We start from the raw sequence: 16,731 nt of genomic DNA, 5'->3' as shown, positions 1-16,731 counted from the left end.
ACCGCCGTAGGTTTGTTGTTGTTGCGTTTGGAGTCTGCGATGGGGCGACGAATCGTGCTTGCTGTGCTGGGGTTAGTCGCCATCCTCGCACTGGCCTTCGTGCTCGGCCCGCGGGTTCCCGTCGACACCAGGATCCGCTTCGATCCGTCCGCAATCGGCGACGATCCGCAGGCCTACGTGGCAAGGACGGAAGCGGCGATATCCGGCATCCGTGACGGGCTGGAGAAAGAGATCATCTGGGCCAATCCGATGGTGCATGCCAGGACACGGCTGTCCATCGTCTATATCCACGGCTTTTCGGCGTCGAAGGGCGAGCTCCGCCCGCTGCCCGACGAGGTTGCCGACCAACTCGACGCCAATCTGTTCTTCACCCGCCTCACCGGCCACGGGCAGGATGGCGCGGCCATGGCGCAAGGCAGCCTCAATGCCTGGATCAACGACTATGAGGAGGCGCTCGCGATCGGCCGGGCCATCGGCGACAAGGTGATCGTCATCTCCACCTCGACCGGCGGCTCGCTGGCGGCCTGGGCGGCAACACAACCGGGTGCTTCGGACGGCGTGGCGGCGATCGCGTTCATCTCGCCGAATTTCGGCGTCAAGGCGTCCGGCGCCGGGATCCTGACCATGCGATGGGGCAAACAAATCGCCGAACTCGTCGCCGGCAAGGAGCGCAGCTTCATGCCGCGCAACGCACTGCACGAGAAATTCTGGACCACCAGCTATCCCCTTGCCGCGACGCTGCCAATGCAGGCGCTGACGGAACTTGCCTATGGCGCGCCGGTGGAGAAAGCGAAGGTCCCTGCCCTCTTCATCCTTTCGGATTCGGACAGCGTGGTGCGGCCTGACCGCACGCGTGAAATCGCCGGGCGTTGGGGCGCGCCGCACGAGCTGGTTCCGGTCGACGACACCGGCGACCCCGACAACCACGTCATCGCCGGCGACGCCCTGTCGCCGTCGACCACGACCTTCCTCGCACAAAGAATTGCCGTCTGGATCGAGGCGGTGGTGAAATAGCCAGATTTTCCAGACAGAAAGGGCGACCGCAGGATCGTCGCGGTCGCCCTTTCTTGTGGCTGGTTGGTCCAGCCGGGCACTGCCCGGCCAGTGCGAAGCGGCCTGCCTACGCAGCCCGCGCCGCAGGACGCTTGCCGCCGAAGCGGCGTTTATTGTTGCCCTTGAAGGGCTTGGCGCCTTCCGGTTTGCGGTCGCCGGCGAAGGCCGGCTTGTCACCGAAGCGCTTCTTGCCGGAGCCGTTGTTCTGGCCGCCCGGCCGCCTGCCGTCGCGACGGCCATTGCGCTCGTTGCGGTCATTGGCAGGCTCGTAGCGCTCGTTCTTCTCAGCCGGGTTGCGTTGCGGATCGGGACTGCCGAGATGGTCGGCGGCAATGGGCAGCTTGGCGCGGATGATGCGCTCGACCTGGCGCAGCTTGCTGTTCTCGGACGGATCGCAGAGCGTAATCGCAATGCCGTCCCGGCCGTTGCGGCCGGTGCGGCCGATGCGATGGACGTAGCTCTCCGCCTCATCGGGCAGGTCGAAATTCACGACATGGCTGATGCCGGGCACGTCGATGCCGCGCGCGGCGATGTCGGTGGCGACCAGAATGCGCACCGAACCCTCGCGGAAATCGTTCAGTGCCTTCTGCCGCGCATTCTGCGACTTGTTGCCGTGGATGACAGCGGCCTTGAAGCCGTCGCGATCGAGATCCTTGGTCACCCTGTCGGCACCGTGCTTGGTGCGCGAAAAGATGATGACGGATTTCATCGCCTCGTCGGCGAGCATCGTCGACAGCACTTGGCGCTTCTGCTTGGTGCGGGCAAGGACGACGCTCTGCACGATCTCGGCCGCCGCCGTGCTTTGCGGCGCGACTTCGACACGGATCGGGTTCTTCAGCAGGCCTTTCGCCAGTTCGGCGATTTCATTGGGCATAGTCGCGGAGAACAGCACCGTCTGACGGTCCGGCGCGGTCGCCTTGGCGATGCGCTTGACGTCATTGATGAAGCCCATGTCGAGCATGCGGTCGCCCTCGTCGAGCACCAGCCATTTGGTGTCGGCAAGCATGAGGTCGCCTTCGCGCACCAGATCGGTCAACCGGCCGGGCGTGGCGATCAGGATGTCGACACCGGGCGCAACCTTCTTCACCTGGCTGAAGCGCGAGACGCCGCCCAGCACGAGCGCCGTCGAGACATGCGCGCCCTTGGCGAGGATCTTGATGGTGTCCTCGATCTGCACGGCGAGTTCGCGAGTCGGCGCCAGGATCAGCGCGCGTGCCGTCTTCGGCCGGCGCTTGGTGCCGAGCGCAATGATCTTCGACAGGATCGGCAGCGCGAAGGCCGCAGTTTTGCCGGAGCCGGTCTGGGCGATGCCGAAGATGTCACGGCCTTCCATCTGCGGCGGGATCGCCTGAGCCTGGATCGGCTTCGGATCGGTGAAGCCGGCGGCATGGGTGGCCTTGAGCAGCGCACCCGTGATTCCCAGTGCTGCGAAACCGGAGAGTTCTCCGGTGTCGTTGCCGGGCAAAGTGTTTTCGTTGGTCAAAATATTCTTCTTTCACGCGGCCTCTGGCCGCAAACATCAATGGCGGCAGGGCGCAACCTGCCGTCGAATCAATTGTCATGGAACGACAAGGCGGCGGACGTGTTCGTCCGCGCGGCTGCGCTGTCGTGCCCGCAGGCATCATGCCACGGGGCTTTTTCGCCACCTTGCTAACCAATCGGGGCCGATCAGCAGGAAAGAGGGAAAACAGACGCAACCAGTCTCATTCGAGGAGAAGGCCGGATCGGTCCGGCCCAAGCGCCTATGCCGTGCATATGGCTGAGTTCGCTCTGAAATGCAAGGGCATCATGTTGCAGCGCAACAAAACGTTGCGAAAAAGCGGCGCTTGCACTCGCCTGAAGGCATCATTACCACAAAGCAGCCCGTGCAGGAGATCGAGCAATGAAGGACGTGCTGAAGGAACTCGAGCGTCGTCGCGAGATCGCCCGGATGGGCGGCGGTCAGGCCCGTATCGATGCCCAGCACAAGAAGGGCAAGCTCACCGCGCGGGAGCGCATCGAGGTGTTTCTCGACGAGAGTTCGTTCGAGGAGTTCGACATGTATGTCGAGCACCGTTCGACCGACTTCGGCATGGAAAAGACCAAGATCGCCGGCGACGGTGTCGTCACCGGCTGGGGAACCGTCAACGGGCGCCCGGTCTATCTCTTTGCCAAGGATTTCACCGTGTTCGGCGGCTCGCTATCGGAAGCCCATGCGGAAAAGGTCATCAAGGTGCAGGAGATGGCGCTGCGCAACCGCGCGCCGATCATAGGCCTCTACGATGCCGGCGGTGCCCGCATCCAGGAAGGCGTGGCTGCACTCGGCGGCTATGCCGAGATCTTTCAGCGCAATGTGCTGGCGTCGGGCGTCATTCCGCAGATTTCCGTGATCATGGGGCCTTGCGCGGGCGGCGACGTCTATTCGCCGGCCATGACCGACTTCATCTTCATGGTGCGCGACACCTCCTACATGTTCGTCACTGGACCGGACGTGGTGAAGACCGTCACCAACGAGACGGTGACCGCCGAGAGCCTCGGCGGCGCTTCCGTTCACACGACGAGATCCTCGATCGCCGACGGCGCCTATGACAACGACGTCGAGGCACTGCTGCAGATGCGCCGGCTGGTCGATTTGCTGCCGGCCTCGAACACATCGGAGATTCCCGAGATTGAATGCTACCAGTCGGTCACCGATCACGATCTGTCGCTCGACCGGCTGATCCCCGACAACGCCAACAAGCCTTACGATATCAAGGAGCTGATCCTGAAAGTCGCCGACGAGGGTGATTTCTTCGAGATCCAGCAAAGTTTCGCCAAGAACATCGTCACCGGCTTCGGACGTATTGAAGGCCGCACGGTCGGCTTCGTCGCCAACCAGCCCATGGTGCTGGCCGGCGTGCTCGATTCTGACGCCAGCCGCAAGGCGGCGCGCTTCGTGCGCTTCTGCGACTGTTTTTCGATTCCGATCGTCACCTTCGTCGACGTTCCGGGCTTCCTGCCGGGCACGGCGCAGGAATATGGCGGGCTGATCAAGCACGGCGCCAAACTGCTCTTCGCCTATGCCGAGGCGACCGTGCCGAAGATCACCGTCATCACCAGGAAGGCCTATGGCGGCGCCTATGACGTGATGGCTTCGAAACACCTGCGTGGCGATATGAACTATGCCTGGCCCACTGCGCAGATCGCCGTGATGGGCGCCAGGGGCGCGGTCGAGATCATCTATCGCAAGGACATCGGAGACGCCGAAAAGATCGCAGCTCATACAAAGGCTTACGAAGACCGCTTCCTGTCGCCCTTCGTCGCCGCCGAGCGCGGCTATGTCGACGAGGTGATCATGCCGCATTCGACCCGCCGCCGCATTGCCCGCGCACTGCGGATGCTGCGCAACAAGGACATGCAGAACCCCTGGAAAAAGCACGACAACATTCCGCTGTAAGCTGAATGTCGCGGCCGGTCAGCGCGCGCCGCGAGCCGCCACCAGTTCACGCAGCACAGGCACCAGCGCCAGCGGCAAGTCCTCGGCGATCAGCCCCGGCCCGAACCGGCTGCCGGCCTCGGCATGGATCCACACCGCCGCGCACGCCGCCTCGAAGGCCGGCATGCCTTGCGCCAGGAAGCCGGCCACGAGGCCCGATAACACATCGCCCGAGCCGGCGGTTGCCAACCACGGCGCACCATTGGAGTTTATCGCAGCCCTGCCATCGGGAGCAGCGATTACGGTGTCGGCGCCCTTATAGACGATCACGGCATTGGCACGGGTGGCGGCCATACGAGCCCTGCCCAACTTGGACGAAACGGCGCCACCCGCGATGTCAGCAAACAGCCTGGCGAACTCGCCTTCATGCGGCGTCATCACCAGCGACGGCGCGCTCGGCTGGCGCGAGGCTTCGAACAGGACATCCGGCTTCTCGCGAAACGAGGTGATCGCGTCGGCGTCGAACACCAGACCATCGACCGAGGCGGAAACGTTCCGCTGCTGGCCAGCGGCAAGCAGCGTGAGAGCAAAATTCCGCGTTCTTTCACCGACACCGAAGCCAGGGCCCAGCACAAAAGCGGAGGGCCGGCGTTCGCCGATGAAGGCGTCGATGTCGGCGCTGTCATTTGCTTTGCGCAGCATGATCGAGGTCAGATGCGCGGCATTGACCTGCATGGCTTTCGCCGGGGACAGGACGGTGACCGCCCCTGCCCCGCTTCGCGCCGCGGCAAGCGCCGCAAGCCGCGCCGCGCCAGTGGCGCTCGGGCCGCCGGAAAAGACGCCGACATGGCCGCGCTTGTACTTGTGCGTATCGACGCCCGGAATCGGAAAGGCGCTGAGCCAAAGCGCCGGCGAGTTCTCGAACGCCTGGGGCCGAATCCGCGCAATGAGACCATCGGTGATGCCGATATCGGCGAGCACGATCTCCCCGCACATTTCGCGCCCGGGCAGCAGGAGATGGCCAGGTTTTTTGCGTGCGAAGGTGACGGTGACCCCAGCCCGAAAAGCATGGCCGAGCACTTGGCCGCTGTCCCCGGAAACGCCTGATGGCAGATCGACCGCGACGACAGGCAAGGCCAGGTTTGCCACAATGCCAACCGTTCTCGCCGCTTCACCGGACAGCGGTTTGGACAGTCCTGCGGCGTAAAGGGCGTCGACGACGACAGCGCCGGCCTCGGCCGCGAAATTCGCCAGCGATCGAGGCTTCACTGGGCATTCACCGGCGGCAAGCGCGGCATCGCTGCCCGGCTTCGGCGTGCCCGTCGCCCAGACCACCGTGTCGACACCAGCGGTTGCCAGGCAGCGGGCCGCGACATAGCCATCGCCGCCATTGTTGCCGGGACCGCAAAGCACATGGACCCGCTTCGCCGCCGGATCGCGCCTGAAAATTTCGGCCGCGACGGCTTCGCCTGCACGGCGCATCAGGCCGATGCCGTCGATTGCGCCGGCGGCAATCGTCAACCGATCCGCCTCGCTCATCTCCTCGGGAGAAAGAAGTTCGTTGCTCATGGATTGCCGATCCGCATTCGATAAAGCATTGTCCAGTTTTCGGCTCGACGCAAACGCAGAGGAGTTGGCGCGGTCCCAGCCAAGCTGAGCAATGCCCACCAAATAAGCAATACGCCTAAATATCGGGCAGACATAAACACCGACGCCGCGTAGGCTGCAGCCATCCGTCGCGCGCTGGATGCAGTGAACGATGCGAATTTGCATCTTCGTGCGGCATGTTCTGGAATCGAATGACACCGCTTGAAATCCCGCCAATTGGCACAATTCGTGCTTGATGGAGGCGCAAGCGGGGCTCACAACCCGTTTTTTTGGCAGTGGAGGCCACTTTTTACATGAAAAAGATCGAAGCGATCATCAAGCCATTCAAGCTGGACGAAGTGAAGGAAGCGCTTCAGGAGGCCGGACTGCAAGGCATCACCGTGACCGAGGCCAAGGGTTTTGGACGCCAGAAGGGCCACACCGAGCTTTATCGCGGCGCCGAATATGTCGTCGACTTCCTGCCCAAGGTGAAGATCGAGGTCGTGCTCGGCGACGATGCGGTCGAAGGCGCCATCGAAGCCATCCGCAAGGCGGCCCAGACTGGGCGCATCGGCGACGGCAAGATCTTCGTCTCCAACATCGAGGAAGTTGTGCGCATCCGCACCGGCGAAACCGGCATGGATGCCGTCTGACACCTCGCCCATCTTCCGAAACGTCATCATTAAAAAACGTCACCACAGGGATACATGACATGACGACAGCCAAAGACATCATGAAGCAGATCAAGGACAACGATGTGAAGTTCGTTGACCTGCGCTTCACCGACCCGAAGGGCAAGCTGCAGCACGTGACGATGGATGTCATCGAGGTCGAGGAAGACATGTTCGCCGATGGCGTGATGTTCGATGGTTCTTCGATCGCCGGCTGGAAGGCGATCAACGAGTCCGACATGGTGCTGATGCCCGATCCTGAAACGGTCCACATGGATCCGTTTTTCGCGCAGTCGACCATGGTCATCCTATGCGACATCCTCGATCCGGTTTCGGGCGAATCCTACAACCGCGACCCGCGCGGCACGGCCAAGAAGGCGGAGGCCTACATGAAGTCGGAAGGGATCGGCGACACCATCTATGTCGGCCCGGAAGCCGAGTTCTTCGTCTTCGATGACGTCAAGTACAAAGCCGATCCCTACAACACCGGCTTCAGGCTCGATTCCACCGAACTGCCGTCCAATGACGACACCGACTACGAAACCGGCAATCTCGGCCACCGTCCGCGCGTCAAGGGTGGTTATTTCCCGGTGCCGCCGATCGATTCGGCGCAAGACATGCGCTCCGAGATGCTGACCGTGCTCGCCGAGATGGGCGTGCGGGTCGAGAAGCATCACCACGAGGTGGCCGCGGCCCAGCACGAACTCGGCATCAAGTTCGACACGCTGGTCCGCAACGCCGACAAGATGCTGATCTACAAATATGTCGTGCATCAGGTCGCCAATGCCTACGGCAAGACCGCCACCTTCATGCCGAAGCCGATCTTCGGCGACAACGGCTCGGGTATGCATGTCCACCAGTCGATCTGGAAAGGCGGCAAGCCGACCTTCGCCGGCAACGAGTATGCCGGCCTCTCGGAAAGCTGCCTGTTCTATATCGGCGGCATCATCAAGCACGCCAAGGCCATCAACGCCTTCACCAACCCCCTGACCAACTCCTACAAGCGCCTGGTGCCGGGCTACGAGGCGCCGGTGCTGCTCGCCTATTCGGCGCGCAACCGCTCGGCGTCCTGCCGTATCCCGTTCGGCTCGTCGCCAAAGTCGAAGCGCGTCGAGGTCCGCTTCCCCGATCCGGGCGCGAACCCCTATCTCGCCTTTGCCGCCATGCTGATGGCCGGCCTCGACGGGATCAAGAACAAGATTCATCCCGGCCAGCCGATGGACAAGGATCTCTACGATTTGCCGCCGAAGGAGCTGAAGAAGATCCCGACCGTCTGCGGCTCGCTGCGTGAAGCGCTCCAGAGCCTCGACAAGGACCGCGGATTCCTGAAGGCCGGCGGCGTCTTCGACGACGACCAGATCGACAGCTACATCGAGTTGAAGATGGCCGAGGTGATGCGCTTCGAAATGACACCGCATCCCGTCGAATACGACATGTACTATTCGGTCTGATTTTTGATCTCCCTGGACCCGGCGTGACCCGGATCCAGCGGCTTCAATTCAGCCTGCAAATGCGGGGCCGGAAGATGAACCTCTTCCGGCCCCTTTGTTTGCAGACATCGAGGCTTCCATTCAGCCAAATCCGCGGACACCGACGCGTTCGATCGGATGCTGCCCGATCCAGCGACTGGAAAGGCGCACCGGCTGCTGAGGTTCCGTCGGCTGGTCACGTCACACGTGCCGATTGCGCTGAGGCACAGGCCGGCTTGAGCCAGCCAAGCTGGGCTGCCAGGCGATCCGGCATGCGCTTTTTGCAAGTAAAGGGATAAGCCAGGAGCGAGCGGCACACTGCCTCAGGCTGCAATGCCCGCTCGTCCGGCGCCCCCGCCAATGCTGTCGTTCAAGAAACCCCGCCCCGTTCGAACAGCACCGCTTGGCGTATCCCCCAATGCCTGCGAATACGCATGTTGCGCCGCAGCCTGTCAATGTCGCCTGCCGGGCGTCGAGACGGTCGATTTTGGTGTATGAACAGGGGCTTATGAAAGGGTCGGTCGACAGGCATTCTTGCCGGAATGGCCGGATTTCCGGGCTTTTTCGAGGATTTCGAAGCCTGCGGCCCGGCGCCAAGGTATGCTTTCGTCAGCCCAAAGCCGCCTTGTCGGGATTGGTTTGAGCCGCCCTTTTTAACCTGACTTTTTTTGGGGGAATTTGCTTTGCCAGGCCAGGAGCCAGGAAGACGAGGAGCGGAGAACGGAAACAGCGGCATGCGATAGTGCCCGCCATCGTCACACGAAAAAGCCCCGGCAACTCCCGCCGGGGCTCGCGTCATGGTTGTCGGGATCTTGAGGCCCGACGTGAAATATCAAGCAGCGGCCGAAACCGATGCGCCGGTCGAAACCTGCGAGATCGTCTTCAGGACCTGGGAAGCGATCTGGTAGGGGTCGCCCTGCGAGTTCGGGCGGCGGTCTTCCAGATAACCCTTGTAGTCATTCTTGACGAACGAATGCGGCACGCGGATCGAGGCGCCGCGGTCGGCGATACCATAGCTGAACTTGTTCCAGGGCGCCGTCTCGTGCTTGCCGGTCAGACGCTTGTCGTTGTCCGGGCCGTACACGGCGATATGGTCCATCAGGTTCTTTTCGAACTGCGCCATCAGGGCCTCGAAATAACCCTTGCCGCCGACTTCGCGCATATATTTGGTCGAGAAGTTGCAATGCATGCCCGAGCCGTTCCAATCGGTGTCGCCGAGCGGCTTGCAGTGGAACTCGATATCTATGCCGTACTTTTCGGTGAGGCGCTGGAGCAGGTAGCGGGCCATCCACATCTGATCGGCGGCCTTCTTGGAGCCCTTGCCGAAAATCTGGAATTCCCACTGGCCTTTGGCCACTTCGGCGTTGATGCCTTCATGGTTGATACCCGCGGCAAGGCAGAGGTCGAGATGCTCTTCGACGATCTGGCGCGCGATGCTGCCGACGTTCGAATAGCCGACGCCGGTGTAGTACGGGCCCTGCGGGGCGGGATAACCGCTCTCGGGGAAACCGAGCGGACGGCCATCCTTGTAGAAGAAGTACTCCTGCTCGAAACCGAACCAGGCATCCTCGTCGTCGAGAATGGTCGCGCGGCTGTTGGACACGTGCGGCGTGACGCCATCGGGCATCATGACTTCGCACATGACGAGAACGCCGTTGGTGCGGGCCGGATCGGGATAAAGCGCGACCGGCTTCAACACGCAATCGGAGCTTCGGCCCTCGGCCTGCATGGTGGACGAGCCGTCGAAGCCCCACAGCGGCAGCTGGTCGAGCTTCGGGAACTCGGCATAATCCTTGATCTGGGTCTTGCCGCGAAGATTGGGGGCCGGGGTGTATCCGTCGAGCCAGATATACTCGAGCTTGTATTTGGTCATTCTAGAGCCTCTCGTTGTGCTTGACCACCGCACGCGGTGTCGACGCATGGCCGGAGCAAGCCGACCTGCCGAGTGGTAAAAAGCAATTCATATGCCACTCTGGCATCGACCGGTGCGACAAAATGGTCGTAAGATTCCCGTGAATTCACTGCACCGCCCCAGCAATGCGCCGGGATCGATCAGACGCATAGATTGCGCAAATAATAGGCAATAACTGATCTTTTCATAAGCATATTGCCTAAATGAATCGCAGAACCTATTTTGAGGAAAAGCTGAATCAACTGACCCTCGGAGAAGAAAGGAGACCGCCAATGGAAGTCACCCTCGCCCGTCCGTCGGCAAAGATCCTGATGTTCCCGCTTGCAGGCCGCGTATCTGCCTCAAATTTAGGCGCGAAGGCCAAGTTCGCGGCAGAGCTTGCCTCGCTGCGTAACACGCATGCCGATTTCGATGGCTGGTATCACGAGGCCGCTGTCGAGGAAGAAAACCAGCAGCCGAAGAGCTGAACGCATCTTCAGCCTCGATATGAAAACCCGGCGCGATCGCTCGCGCCGGGTTTTCTCATGCATGTGGATCCGACCCGTTACTGCTTGGTCTCCAGGTTCGTGCCCAGCGTATCCTTGACGAAGATCATGCCGATGACGAGCGACATCGCCGCGATTATCACGGGATACCAGAGGCCATAATAGATGTCGCCCCTGTAGGCACTGAGCGCGAACACCGTCGCCGGCAGCAACCCGCCGAACCAGCCATTGCCGATATGGTAGGGCAGCGACATGCCGGTGTAGCGGATGCGGGTCGGGAACATCTCGACCAGGATGGCCGCGATCGGACCGTAGACCATGGTCACGAACAGGACGAGGACGAACAGGATGGCGATCGTCATAGGCCAGTTCACGGCCGCAGGGTCGGCGAACATGGCGAAGGCACCGCCGCCGGGTATGTTGTAGACGGTGACCTCAGGCGCACCGGCAGCCTCGTCGGCGGTCAAAAGCTTGTCCTTGATAGCCTGATCGGTAGGAACCGTCGCCTTCTCGCCGGCGCGGATGGCGGCGGCGTCGAGCTTCAGTTCGGGATTGGCAGCGACAAACGCGTCGAGCTTCTGGTCCGGTATCTTGATCGCAGCACGCTTCAGCGGATATCCGCCGTCCTGCAGCGACATGTTGACGGCCTTGACGAAGGCGGCCTCCTTGGCCTTGGCCTGGTCGCCCGCGGCGACAGCATCGTAGGATGCCACCGTTTCATTGCCGATCTTGACCGAAGCAGCCGTACCGGGTGCCGCCGTGGAAACGACGTCATAGGGCACCGAGTTCTTGGTCAGGAACGAGGTCGCGATGTCGCAAGACGTCGTGAACTTGGCGGTGCCCACCGGATTGAACTGGAACCTGCAGTCGCCGGGTGCCGCGGTCACCGTCGCGCGGGTGCTCTGCTGTGCCTCGGCAAGGGCCGGATTGGCGGCCCAGGTCAATGCCTTGAACAGCGGGAAGGTGCAGACGATCGCCAGTGCGAGCCCGGCCATGATGATCGGTTTGCGGCCGATCTTGTCGGAGAGCCAGCCGAACACGACGAAGAAGATGGAGCCCAGCGCAAGCGCGATGGCGATCATGATGTTGACCGACTGTGCGTCCAGCTTCAACACGTTCTGGAGGAAGAACAGGGCGTAGAACTGGCCGTTATACCAGACCACGGCCTGGCCAGCCGTAAGGCCGAGCAGTGCCAGCAGCGCGATCTTGGCGTTCTTCCACTGGCCGAAGGCTTCCGAGAGCGGTGCCTTGGAACCCTTGCCCTCTTCCTTCATGCGCTGGAAGGTGGGGGATTCGGAAAGCGACAGCCGGATCCAGATGGAAATGCCGAGCAACAGGAACGACACGATGAAAGGAACGCGCCAGCCCCAGGCGGCATAGGTTTCCTTGCTCATGGAGCCCTGGACGATCAGGATGACGATCAGCGACAGGAACAGGCCGAGTGTGGCGGTCGTCTGGATCCACGACGTATAGTAGCCGCGCCGGTCGTCCGGCGCATGCTCGGCGACATAGGTGGCCGCGCCGCCATATTCGCCGCCCAGTGCCAAGCCCTGGAGCATGCGCAGGATGATCAGGATCACCGGAGCCGCGATGCCGAGGCTCGCATAACCAGGCAGCAAGCCCACCAGGAAGGTCGACAGGCCCATGATCGTCATGGTGACGAGGAAGGTATATTTGCGGCCGACAAGGTCGCCGATGCGGCCGAACAGCAAAGCGCCGAACGGACGGACGAGGAAGCCGGCGGCGAAAGCCAGCAGCGCGAAAATATTGCGCGTCGCTTCCGGAATGGTCGGGCTGAAAAAGGTCGAACCAATAAAAGCCGCCAGCGACCCGTAGAGATAAAAATCGTACCACTCGAAAACGGTGCCGAGCGAAGAAGCGAAGATGACCTTCTTCTCCTCTCGCGTCATGCCGCGGCTCTTTCCGCTGGCGGTCGATGCGATAGCCATTGAGATGCTCCTCCCGTGAGACCCTTGTGCTCGATGCAGCGCCCTTGCGTTCGCATTCTCTTCCGAACGCAGACTCGCGGCAGCAATCACGGGAAAAATGACAGAAAGCGCCTGCCAACGGCAGATGACTTTGGGATTATGACTTTGGTATTAGGTGCGGTGCGGTGGCCGGTCAGCCTTCGAGCGCCTCGATCAGACCGACGGCAGCCATCATGTCGCGCTTGCGGGCGGAGCGGCGCGCGACAGCTTCCGCATCCTGTCCCCAATGCTCGATCTGCCAATCCTCGTCGACATGGCCGGCAGTCCAGGCCGCCTCACCGCCGAGTTCGCCGAACTCCACGGCCAACGCCAGCAGCGCCGAACCGGTCAGCGAGGTCATGACGTGGATCGCTGCCAGGCGCAGCGGCTCGGCGCGCTGGGCAAGATGCGCACCCAGCACAGCAATGGTTTCGCGCGGTTGCTCGACGTGGATGATGCCCTCGGCAAGGTTGAAGCGAGCGCCGAGTGCTGCCTGCGCCCAATCGAGGACAGGATCCCACAGCTCGTTCTGCCGCTCGACCAAGCCTTGTGGTGCGTCGGCGCGATAACAGAGCAGATCCGACGAGGCAAAGCGCAGTATGTCCTCCAGCACCGCCTGCGGATCGCTGGCGACGCCGTCGAGCGCGGTGTTGACGAGACGCATCACCGGCATCGACACCGGATCGATGGTCTCGCCCTGGGCGGCGAATTCATCGGCAACCAGCGATGCCGCCTTCTCGGTCGGCAGCGTCAGCAGCGTCTTGCCCGGCGTGCGCACCGGCTTTCCGTCGAGATGGACGGCAAAGCCACCATCGGCGGGCGCGACCGAAACGGTCTTGTAAAAACGTTTCGGCAGCGGCTTCTTCATCTGGATTTGGGCGCGGCGCACCGGATCGGGGTCGGAGAGCAGTTTCCCCGCCTCGAGATCGCTGAGGATATCGCGCATGTCAGCCTCCTTCGGCCGTCTGCTGGCGCGGCGGCCTGTTGACGATGACCAGACCGGCGGCAATGAGACCAAGTGCCAGAAAAATGCGTATGGTCAGCGGCTCGTTCAAGAACAGGGCGCCGCACAGCACGCCGAAGACCGGCGACAGGAACGTGAAACTCGACAGGCTGGAGGCGGGATAGCGCCGCAGCAGCCAGAACCACAACACATAGGTGAAGGCGACGATATAGAGCGCCTGGAAAAGCAGGGCCAAAGTTGGCAACAGCGTGGGATCGCGCACGGAGGGGCCGGCCAGAGGCAACACCAGGACGCCGACGATCGCAGCGCCGGAGAGTTGATAGAGCAGCAGCTTTTCGGCGCTCGTCTCGACCAGCTTCGAGCGCTTGATGAGAATATTGGTCAAGGCCCAGACGAATCCGGAGCCAAGGCTCAGCAGATCGCCGAACAGCATGTCCCCGCTGCCGCCGAGCTTGTCGGAAAAGACCGCGGCGAGGCCGGCAAAGGCAAGCAGAAGGCCAAGGGATTTGCGCAGGCTGATCGGCTCGCCGAGCAGGAAATGCCCTCCCAGCAGCATCCAGAACGGCATGGTGTTGACCAGCAGCGTGTTGCGGGCGACCGTGGTGTGCTCCAGCCCGACATAAAGGCAGAGGAACTCGATGCCGAAGAGCACGCCGACTGCAATGCCCGCGAGCAATGTCCCGTCCCTCTTGAAAAGCGAAATGCCGCGCCAGCGGCACCAGAGGAAGACGCAGAGCCCGCCGATAACCGAGCGCGCGATCGACAGGAAAACCGGATCATAGCCGGCATAGGAGATCTTGGCGGCGACATAATTCAGGCCCCAGGAGAACGTCAGGCCGACCATTATGGCGGCGGCCGCCATGTCGACCGCATCGCGACGGTCGAGCGCATCGGCAGCGCCGCTCATGGTCAATCCTCCGCACTGGCGTCGTCGAAGCCGATCAGGTTCCAGCTCTGGCGCATATGCGGCGGCATAGGCGCGGTGACGTCGATGAAACCTTGGTCCGGATGCGGGATGACGATGCGGCGCGCGTGCAGATGCAGGCGATTCTGCATCCCGCCCGGAAAATCCCAGTTGGTGTCGGCCTCGAAATATTTGGGATCGCCGATGATGGGACAACCGATATGGGCGGCATGAACGCGCAACTGATGGGTGCGGCCGGTATAGGGCTCCATCTCCAGCCAGGTCAGCGCCTGCGCCGCCTGCTCGATGATGCGATAGTAGGATACGGCATGGTCGGCGCCCTTTTCGCCGTGCTTGGCAATGCGCACCCGATCGCCATCCGGCGTGGCTTCCTTGATCAGCCAGGTCGATATCTTATCCTCGCGCTTGGGCGGCACGCCCTTGACCAGGGCCCAGTAGGTCTTCTTGGTCTCGCGGGCGCGAAACGCCTCGGAGAGCTTCATCGCCGCCAGCCTGGTGCGGGCGACGACCAGCACGCCAGACGTGTCGCGATCGAGCCGGTGCACCAGCCGCGGCTTCTCGCCCTTCTGGTTGCGCCAGGCTTCCAACATGTCGTCGACGTTACGGGTGACGCCCGAGCCGCCCTGCACCGCAAGGCCAGCCGGCTTGTTGAAGACGAAGACCTTCGGATCCTCATGGATCAGCATCTTTGCCAGGACTTCGGCATCGCCCTGGTTGCGGATCGAATGGCCGGTCAGCGGGCTGTCGCCCTTCTTGTCCACTTCCAGCGGTGGAATGCGCACCGTCTGGCCAGGCTCGACACGGGTGTCGGCCTTGACGCGGCCGCCGTCGACGCGGATCTGCCCGGACCGAAGCAGCTTCTGCAGATGACCAAAGCCAAGGCCCGGGAAATGGGTCTTGAACCAGCGGTCGAGCCGCATGCCCGCCTCGCCGGCCTCCACCGTGATCTGTTCAACGCCTGCCATATTGTTTTCGCTTACCCGTTTCCTGGCAGGCCCAGGCCTGCTCTCGGCGCGGCAATAGCATTAAGGCAGGCTTCTTGCGAGCCAAAGACCCAAAAACAGGGCAATGATGGCGCCAATCACGCTGGCCAGCGCATATCCAAACGCCGGCAAGGTGGCTCCCCGCTCCCACAAGGTCGCGAAGTCGAGCGAAAAGGCGGAAAACGTCGTGAAGCCGCCTAAGATGCCGGTGGCAACAAACAGCCTGACTTCGTTAGACCCGCCGCGGCGCGCCAGGGCGGCGATGAACAGGCCCATCGCGAACGAACCGACGATGTTGATCGCCATCGTGCCCCAGGGATAGTTGGGGCCGACAAGGCGCAGCGAGCCCATATTGGTCAGATGGCGAACGCCGGCGCCAATGCCGCCGCCGGCGGCCACGAGAAGCAGATTGAACATCGCCGTATACTGTCCCCGACTATTCATACCTATCCGGCGCGCCGGCTACGTTCGAAAACTTGCCAGCTCAGGTGGTTTCGGCCTTCTTCGGCTTGGTCGAGCCGATCATCTTCCAGTTCTTGTAGAACATCGAATTGATCCTCTCGACGCTCACCGAGACGATGGCGAGAAGGCCGGCGATGAGCCTGGGGACCGGGGACGGCCTGATAATGTCCATGAATACGCAGTAGCGACGACCGTCATACTCGTTGACCGAGCGATGCAGCAGCGTGTCGTCGAAAATGAACAGCGGATTGTCGTACCAGTAGTTCTTGACGTTGCCGCACTCGACGAAGATCTCTGACTTCATCGGAATGAGGTTGTAGAGGATGCGGAGGCTGAGCCGCAACGGTCCGAAGTGCCAGGAGGTCGATTCGCGCTTGCTGAAGACCGAGACGGCAATCGTCTTGATGTATTTGAAATCCTTGTTGAACTCGGCGACGTTGTCTATCCTGTGCTTGCCATACCATTGGTAGACATACATGCCGCGCCGGCCGGCGCCGAAATTGGCGTCGATGTCGGCGATGATTTCGGCCTTGCGCGCCTTGAAGACATCCAAGACCTCGTTGACTTCGCGCTGATAATCCTGAGGGAACTGCTCCAGCTTCCACACGCCCGGATTTCTGTAGCACAGGAGGTCGACCAGCAGGTTGAATGGCGAAAGCAGCCAGGTGAAGAGGCCATTGCCCAGGAAATAGCCGCTGAACAGGGACAGATTCTTGCGGTCGTTGCGCAGCACGTCGATCAGGCCGCAAACGACGAAAATCGTCGTTAGGATCGGAATGAAATAGAAGCCAAGGGCAAGGAGCGGGATGGCAATGGCGAATTTGCGAAGGGTCTTGCGAAGGGTTTTTGTCATTTTTCC

14 protein-coding genes are annotated in these 16,731 nt (G+C 61.9%); 5 read left to right on the top strand and 9 right to left on the bottom strand.

Annotation, left to right across the window (positions count from 1 at the left end):
• The first annotated feature begins 39 nt into the window (after positions 1-39).
• Positions 40-1,014, top strand: coding sequence for an alpha/beta fold hydrolase (locus tag FJ942_RS20040; protein ID WP_140898746.1), 975 nt, complete (start codon positions 40-42; stop codon positions 1,012-1,014).
• Positions 1,015-1,120: 106 nt separating this feature from the next.
• On the opposite strand, the gene FJ942_RS20035 is transcribed toward FJ942_RS20040, so the two are convergent.
• Positions 1,121-2,536: a DEAD/DEAH box helicase gene (locus FJ942_RS20035; RefSeq protein WP_140729124.1), complete on the bottom strand. Its 1,416-nt coding sequence runs from the start codon at positions 2,534-2,536 to the stop codon at positions 1,121-1,123.
• A gap of 399 nt (positions 2,537-2,935) precedes the next feature.
• On the opposite strand from FJ942_RS20035, the gene FJ942_RS20030 reads away from it, so the two are divergent.
• Entirely contained in the window at positions 2,936-4,468 is a 1,533-nt protein-coding gene (locus FJ942_RS20030) for an acyl-CoA carboxylase subunit beta (protein ID WP_140898744.1), read from the top strand.
• Between the two features lie 18 nt (positions 4,469-4,486).
• Here FJ942_RS20030 and FJ942_RS20025 read toward each other — a convergent pair whose 3' ends face one another.
• Entirely contained in the window at positions 4,487-6,016 is a 1,530-nt protein-coding gene (locus FJ942_RS20025; protein WP_140898742.1) for an NAD(P)H-hydrate dehydratase, read from the bottom strand.
• 332 nt (positions 6,017-6,348) lie between these two features.
• On the opposite strand from FJ942_RS20025, the gene FJ942_RS20020 reads away from it, so the two are divergent.
• Positions 6,349-6,687: a P-II family nitrogen regulator gene (locus FJ942_RS20020; RefSeq protein ID WP_006205430.1), complete on the top strand. Its 339-nt coding sequence runs from the start codon at positions 6,349-6,351 to the stop codon at positions 6,685-6,687.
• 59 nt (positions 6,688-6,746) lie between these two features.
• Positions 6,747-8,156 (top strand): type I glutamate--ammonia ligase, encoded by a 1,410-nt coding sequence (gene glnA, locus FJ942_RS20015; protein ID WP_140527990.1) that lies wholly within the window; start codon positions 6,747-6,749, stop codon positions 8,154-8,156.
• An 850-nt stretch (positions 8,157-9,006) separates the two neighbouring features.
• On the opposite strand, the gene FJ942_RS20010 is transcribed toward glnA, so the two are convergent.
• Entirely contained in the window at positions 9,007-10,047 is a 1,041-nt protein-coding gene (locus FJ942_RS20010; RefSeq protein ID WP_140501300.1) for a glutamine synthetase beta-grasp domain-containing protein, read from the bottom strand.
• Positions 10,048-10,358: 311 nt separating this feature from the next.
• Between FJ942_RS20010 and FJ942_RS20005 the strand changes: the two genes are divergently transcribed.
• A complete protein-coding gene (locus tag FJ942_RS20005) occupies positions 10,359-10,553 on the top strand; it encodes a DUF2735 domain-containing protein (RefSeq protein ID WP_140501298.1) in 195 nt (64 codons plus the stop codon).
• Between the two features lie 77 nt (positions 10,554-10,630).
• Here the strand turns inward: FJ942_RS20005 and FJ942_RS20000 are convergent, their stop codons facing one another.
• The 6 genes from FJ942_RS20000 to FJ942_RS19975 all read right to left on the bottom strand — a co-directional run bounded on the left by FJ942_RS20000 (position 10,631) and on the right by FJ942_RS19975 (position 16,725).
• Positions 10,631-12,520 carry an MFS transporter gene (locus tag FJ942_RS20000; RefSeq protein ID WP_140525514.1) on the bottom strand — a complete coding sequence of 630 codons (1,890 nt, stop codon included), beginning with the start codon at positions 12,518-12,520 and terminating at the stop codon, positions 10,631-10,633.
• 172 nt (positions 12,521-12,692) lie between these two features.
• Positions 12,693-13,484 carry an ATP12 family chaperone protein gene (locus FJ942_RS19995; RefSeq protein ID WP_140561145.1) on the bottom strand — a complete coding sequence of 264 codons (792 nt, stop codon included), beginning with the start codon at positions 13,482-13,484 and terminating at the stop codon, positions 12,693-12,695.
• 1 nt (position 13,485) lies between these two features.
• A complete protein-coding gene (locus FJ942_RS19990) occupies positions 13,486-14,409 on the bottom strand; it encodes a DMT family transporter (RefSeq protein WP_140561143.1) in 924 nt (307 codons plus the stop codon).
• Between the two features lie 2 nt (positions 14,410-14,411).
• A complete protein-coding gene (locus tag FJ942_RS19985) occupies positions 14,412-15,392 on the bottom strand; it encodes an RluA family pseudouridine synthase (protein WP_140515445.1) in 981 nt (326 codons plus the stop codon).
• 60 nt (positions 15,393-15,452) lie between these two features.
• Positions 15,453-15,827 (bottom strand): fluoride efflux transporter CrcB, encoded by a 375-nt coding sequence (gene crcB, locus FJ942_RS19980; protein WP_140561136.1) that lies wholly within the window; start codon positions 15,825-15,827, stop codon positions 15,453-15,455.
• Between the two features lie 67 nt (positions 15,828-15,894).
• Positions 15,895-16,725, bottom strand: coding sequence for an aspartyl/asparaginyl beta-hydroxylase domain-containing protein (locus FJ942_RS19975; RefSeq protein ID WP_140501286.1), 831 nt, complete (start codon positions 16,723-16,725; stop codon positions 15,895-15,897).
• Between the last annotated feature and the right edge of the window lie 6 nt (positions 16,726-16,731).

It is taken from the genome of Mesorhizobium sp. B2-4-2, assembly GCF_006442845.1.
Lineage (GTDB): Bacteria > Pseudomonadota > Alphaproteobacteria > Rhizobiales > Rhizobiaceae > Mesorhizobium.
Note: the sequence above shows the minus strand (reverse complement) of the source record. Positions and strands in the feature narration are given on the sequence as shown.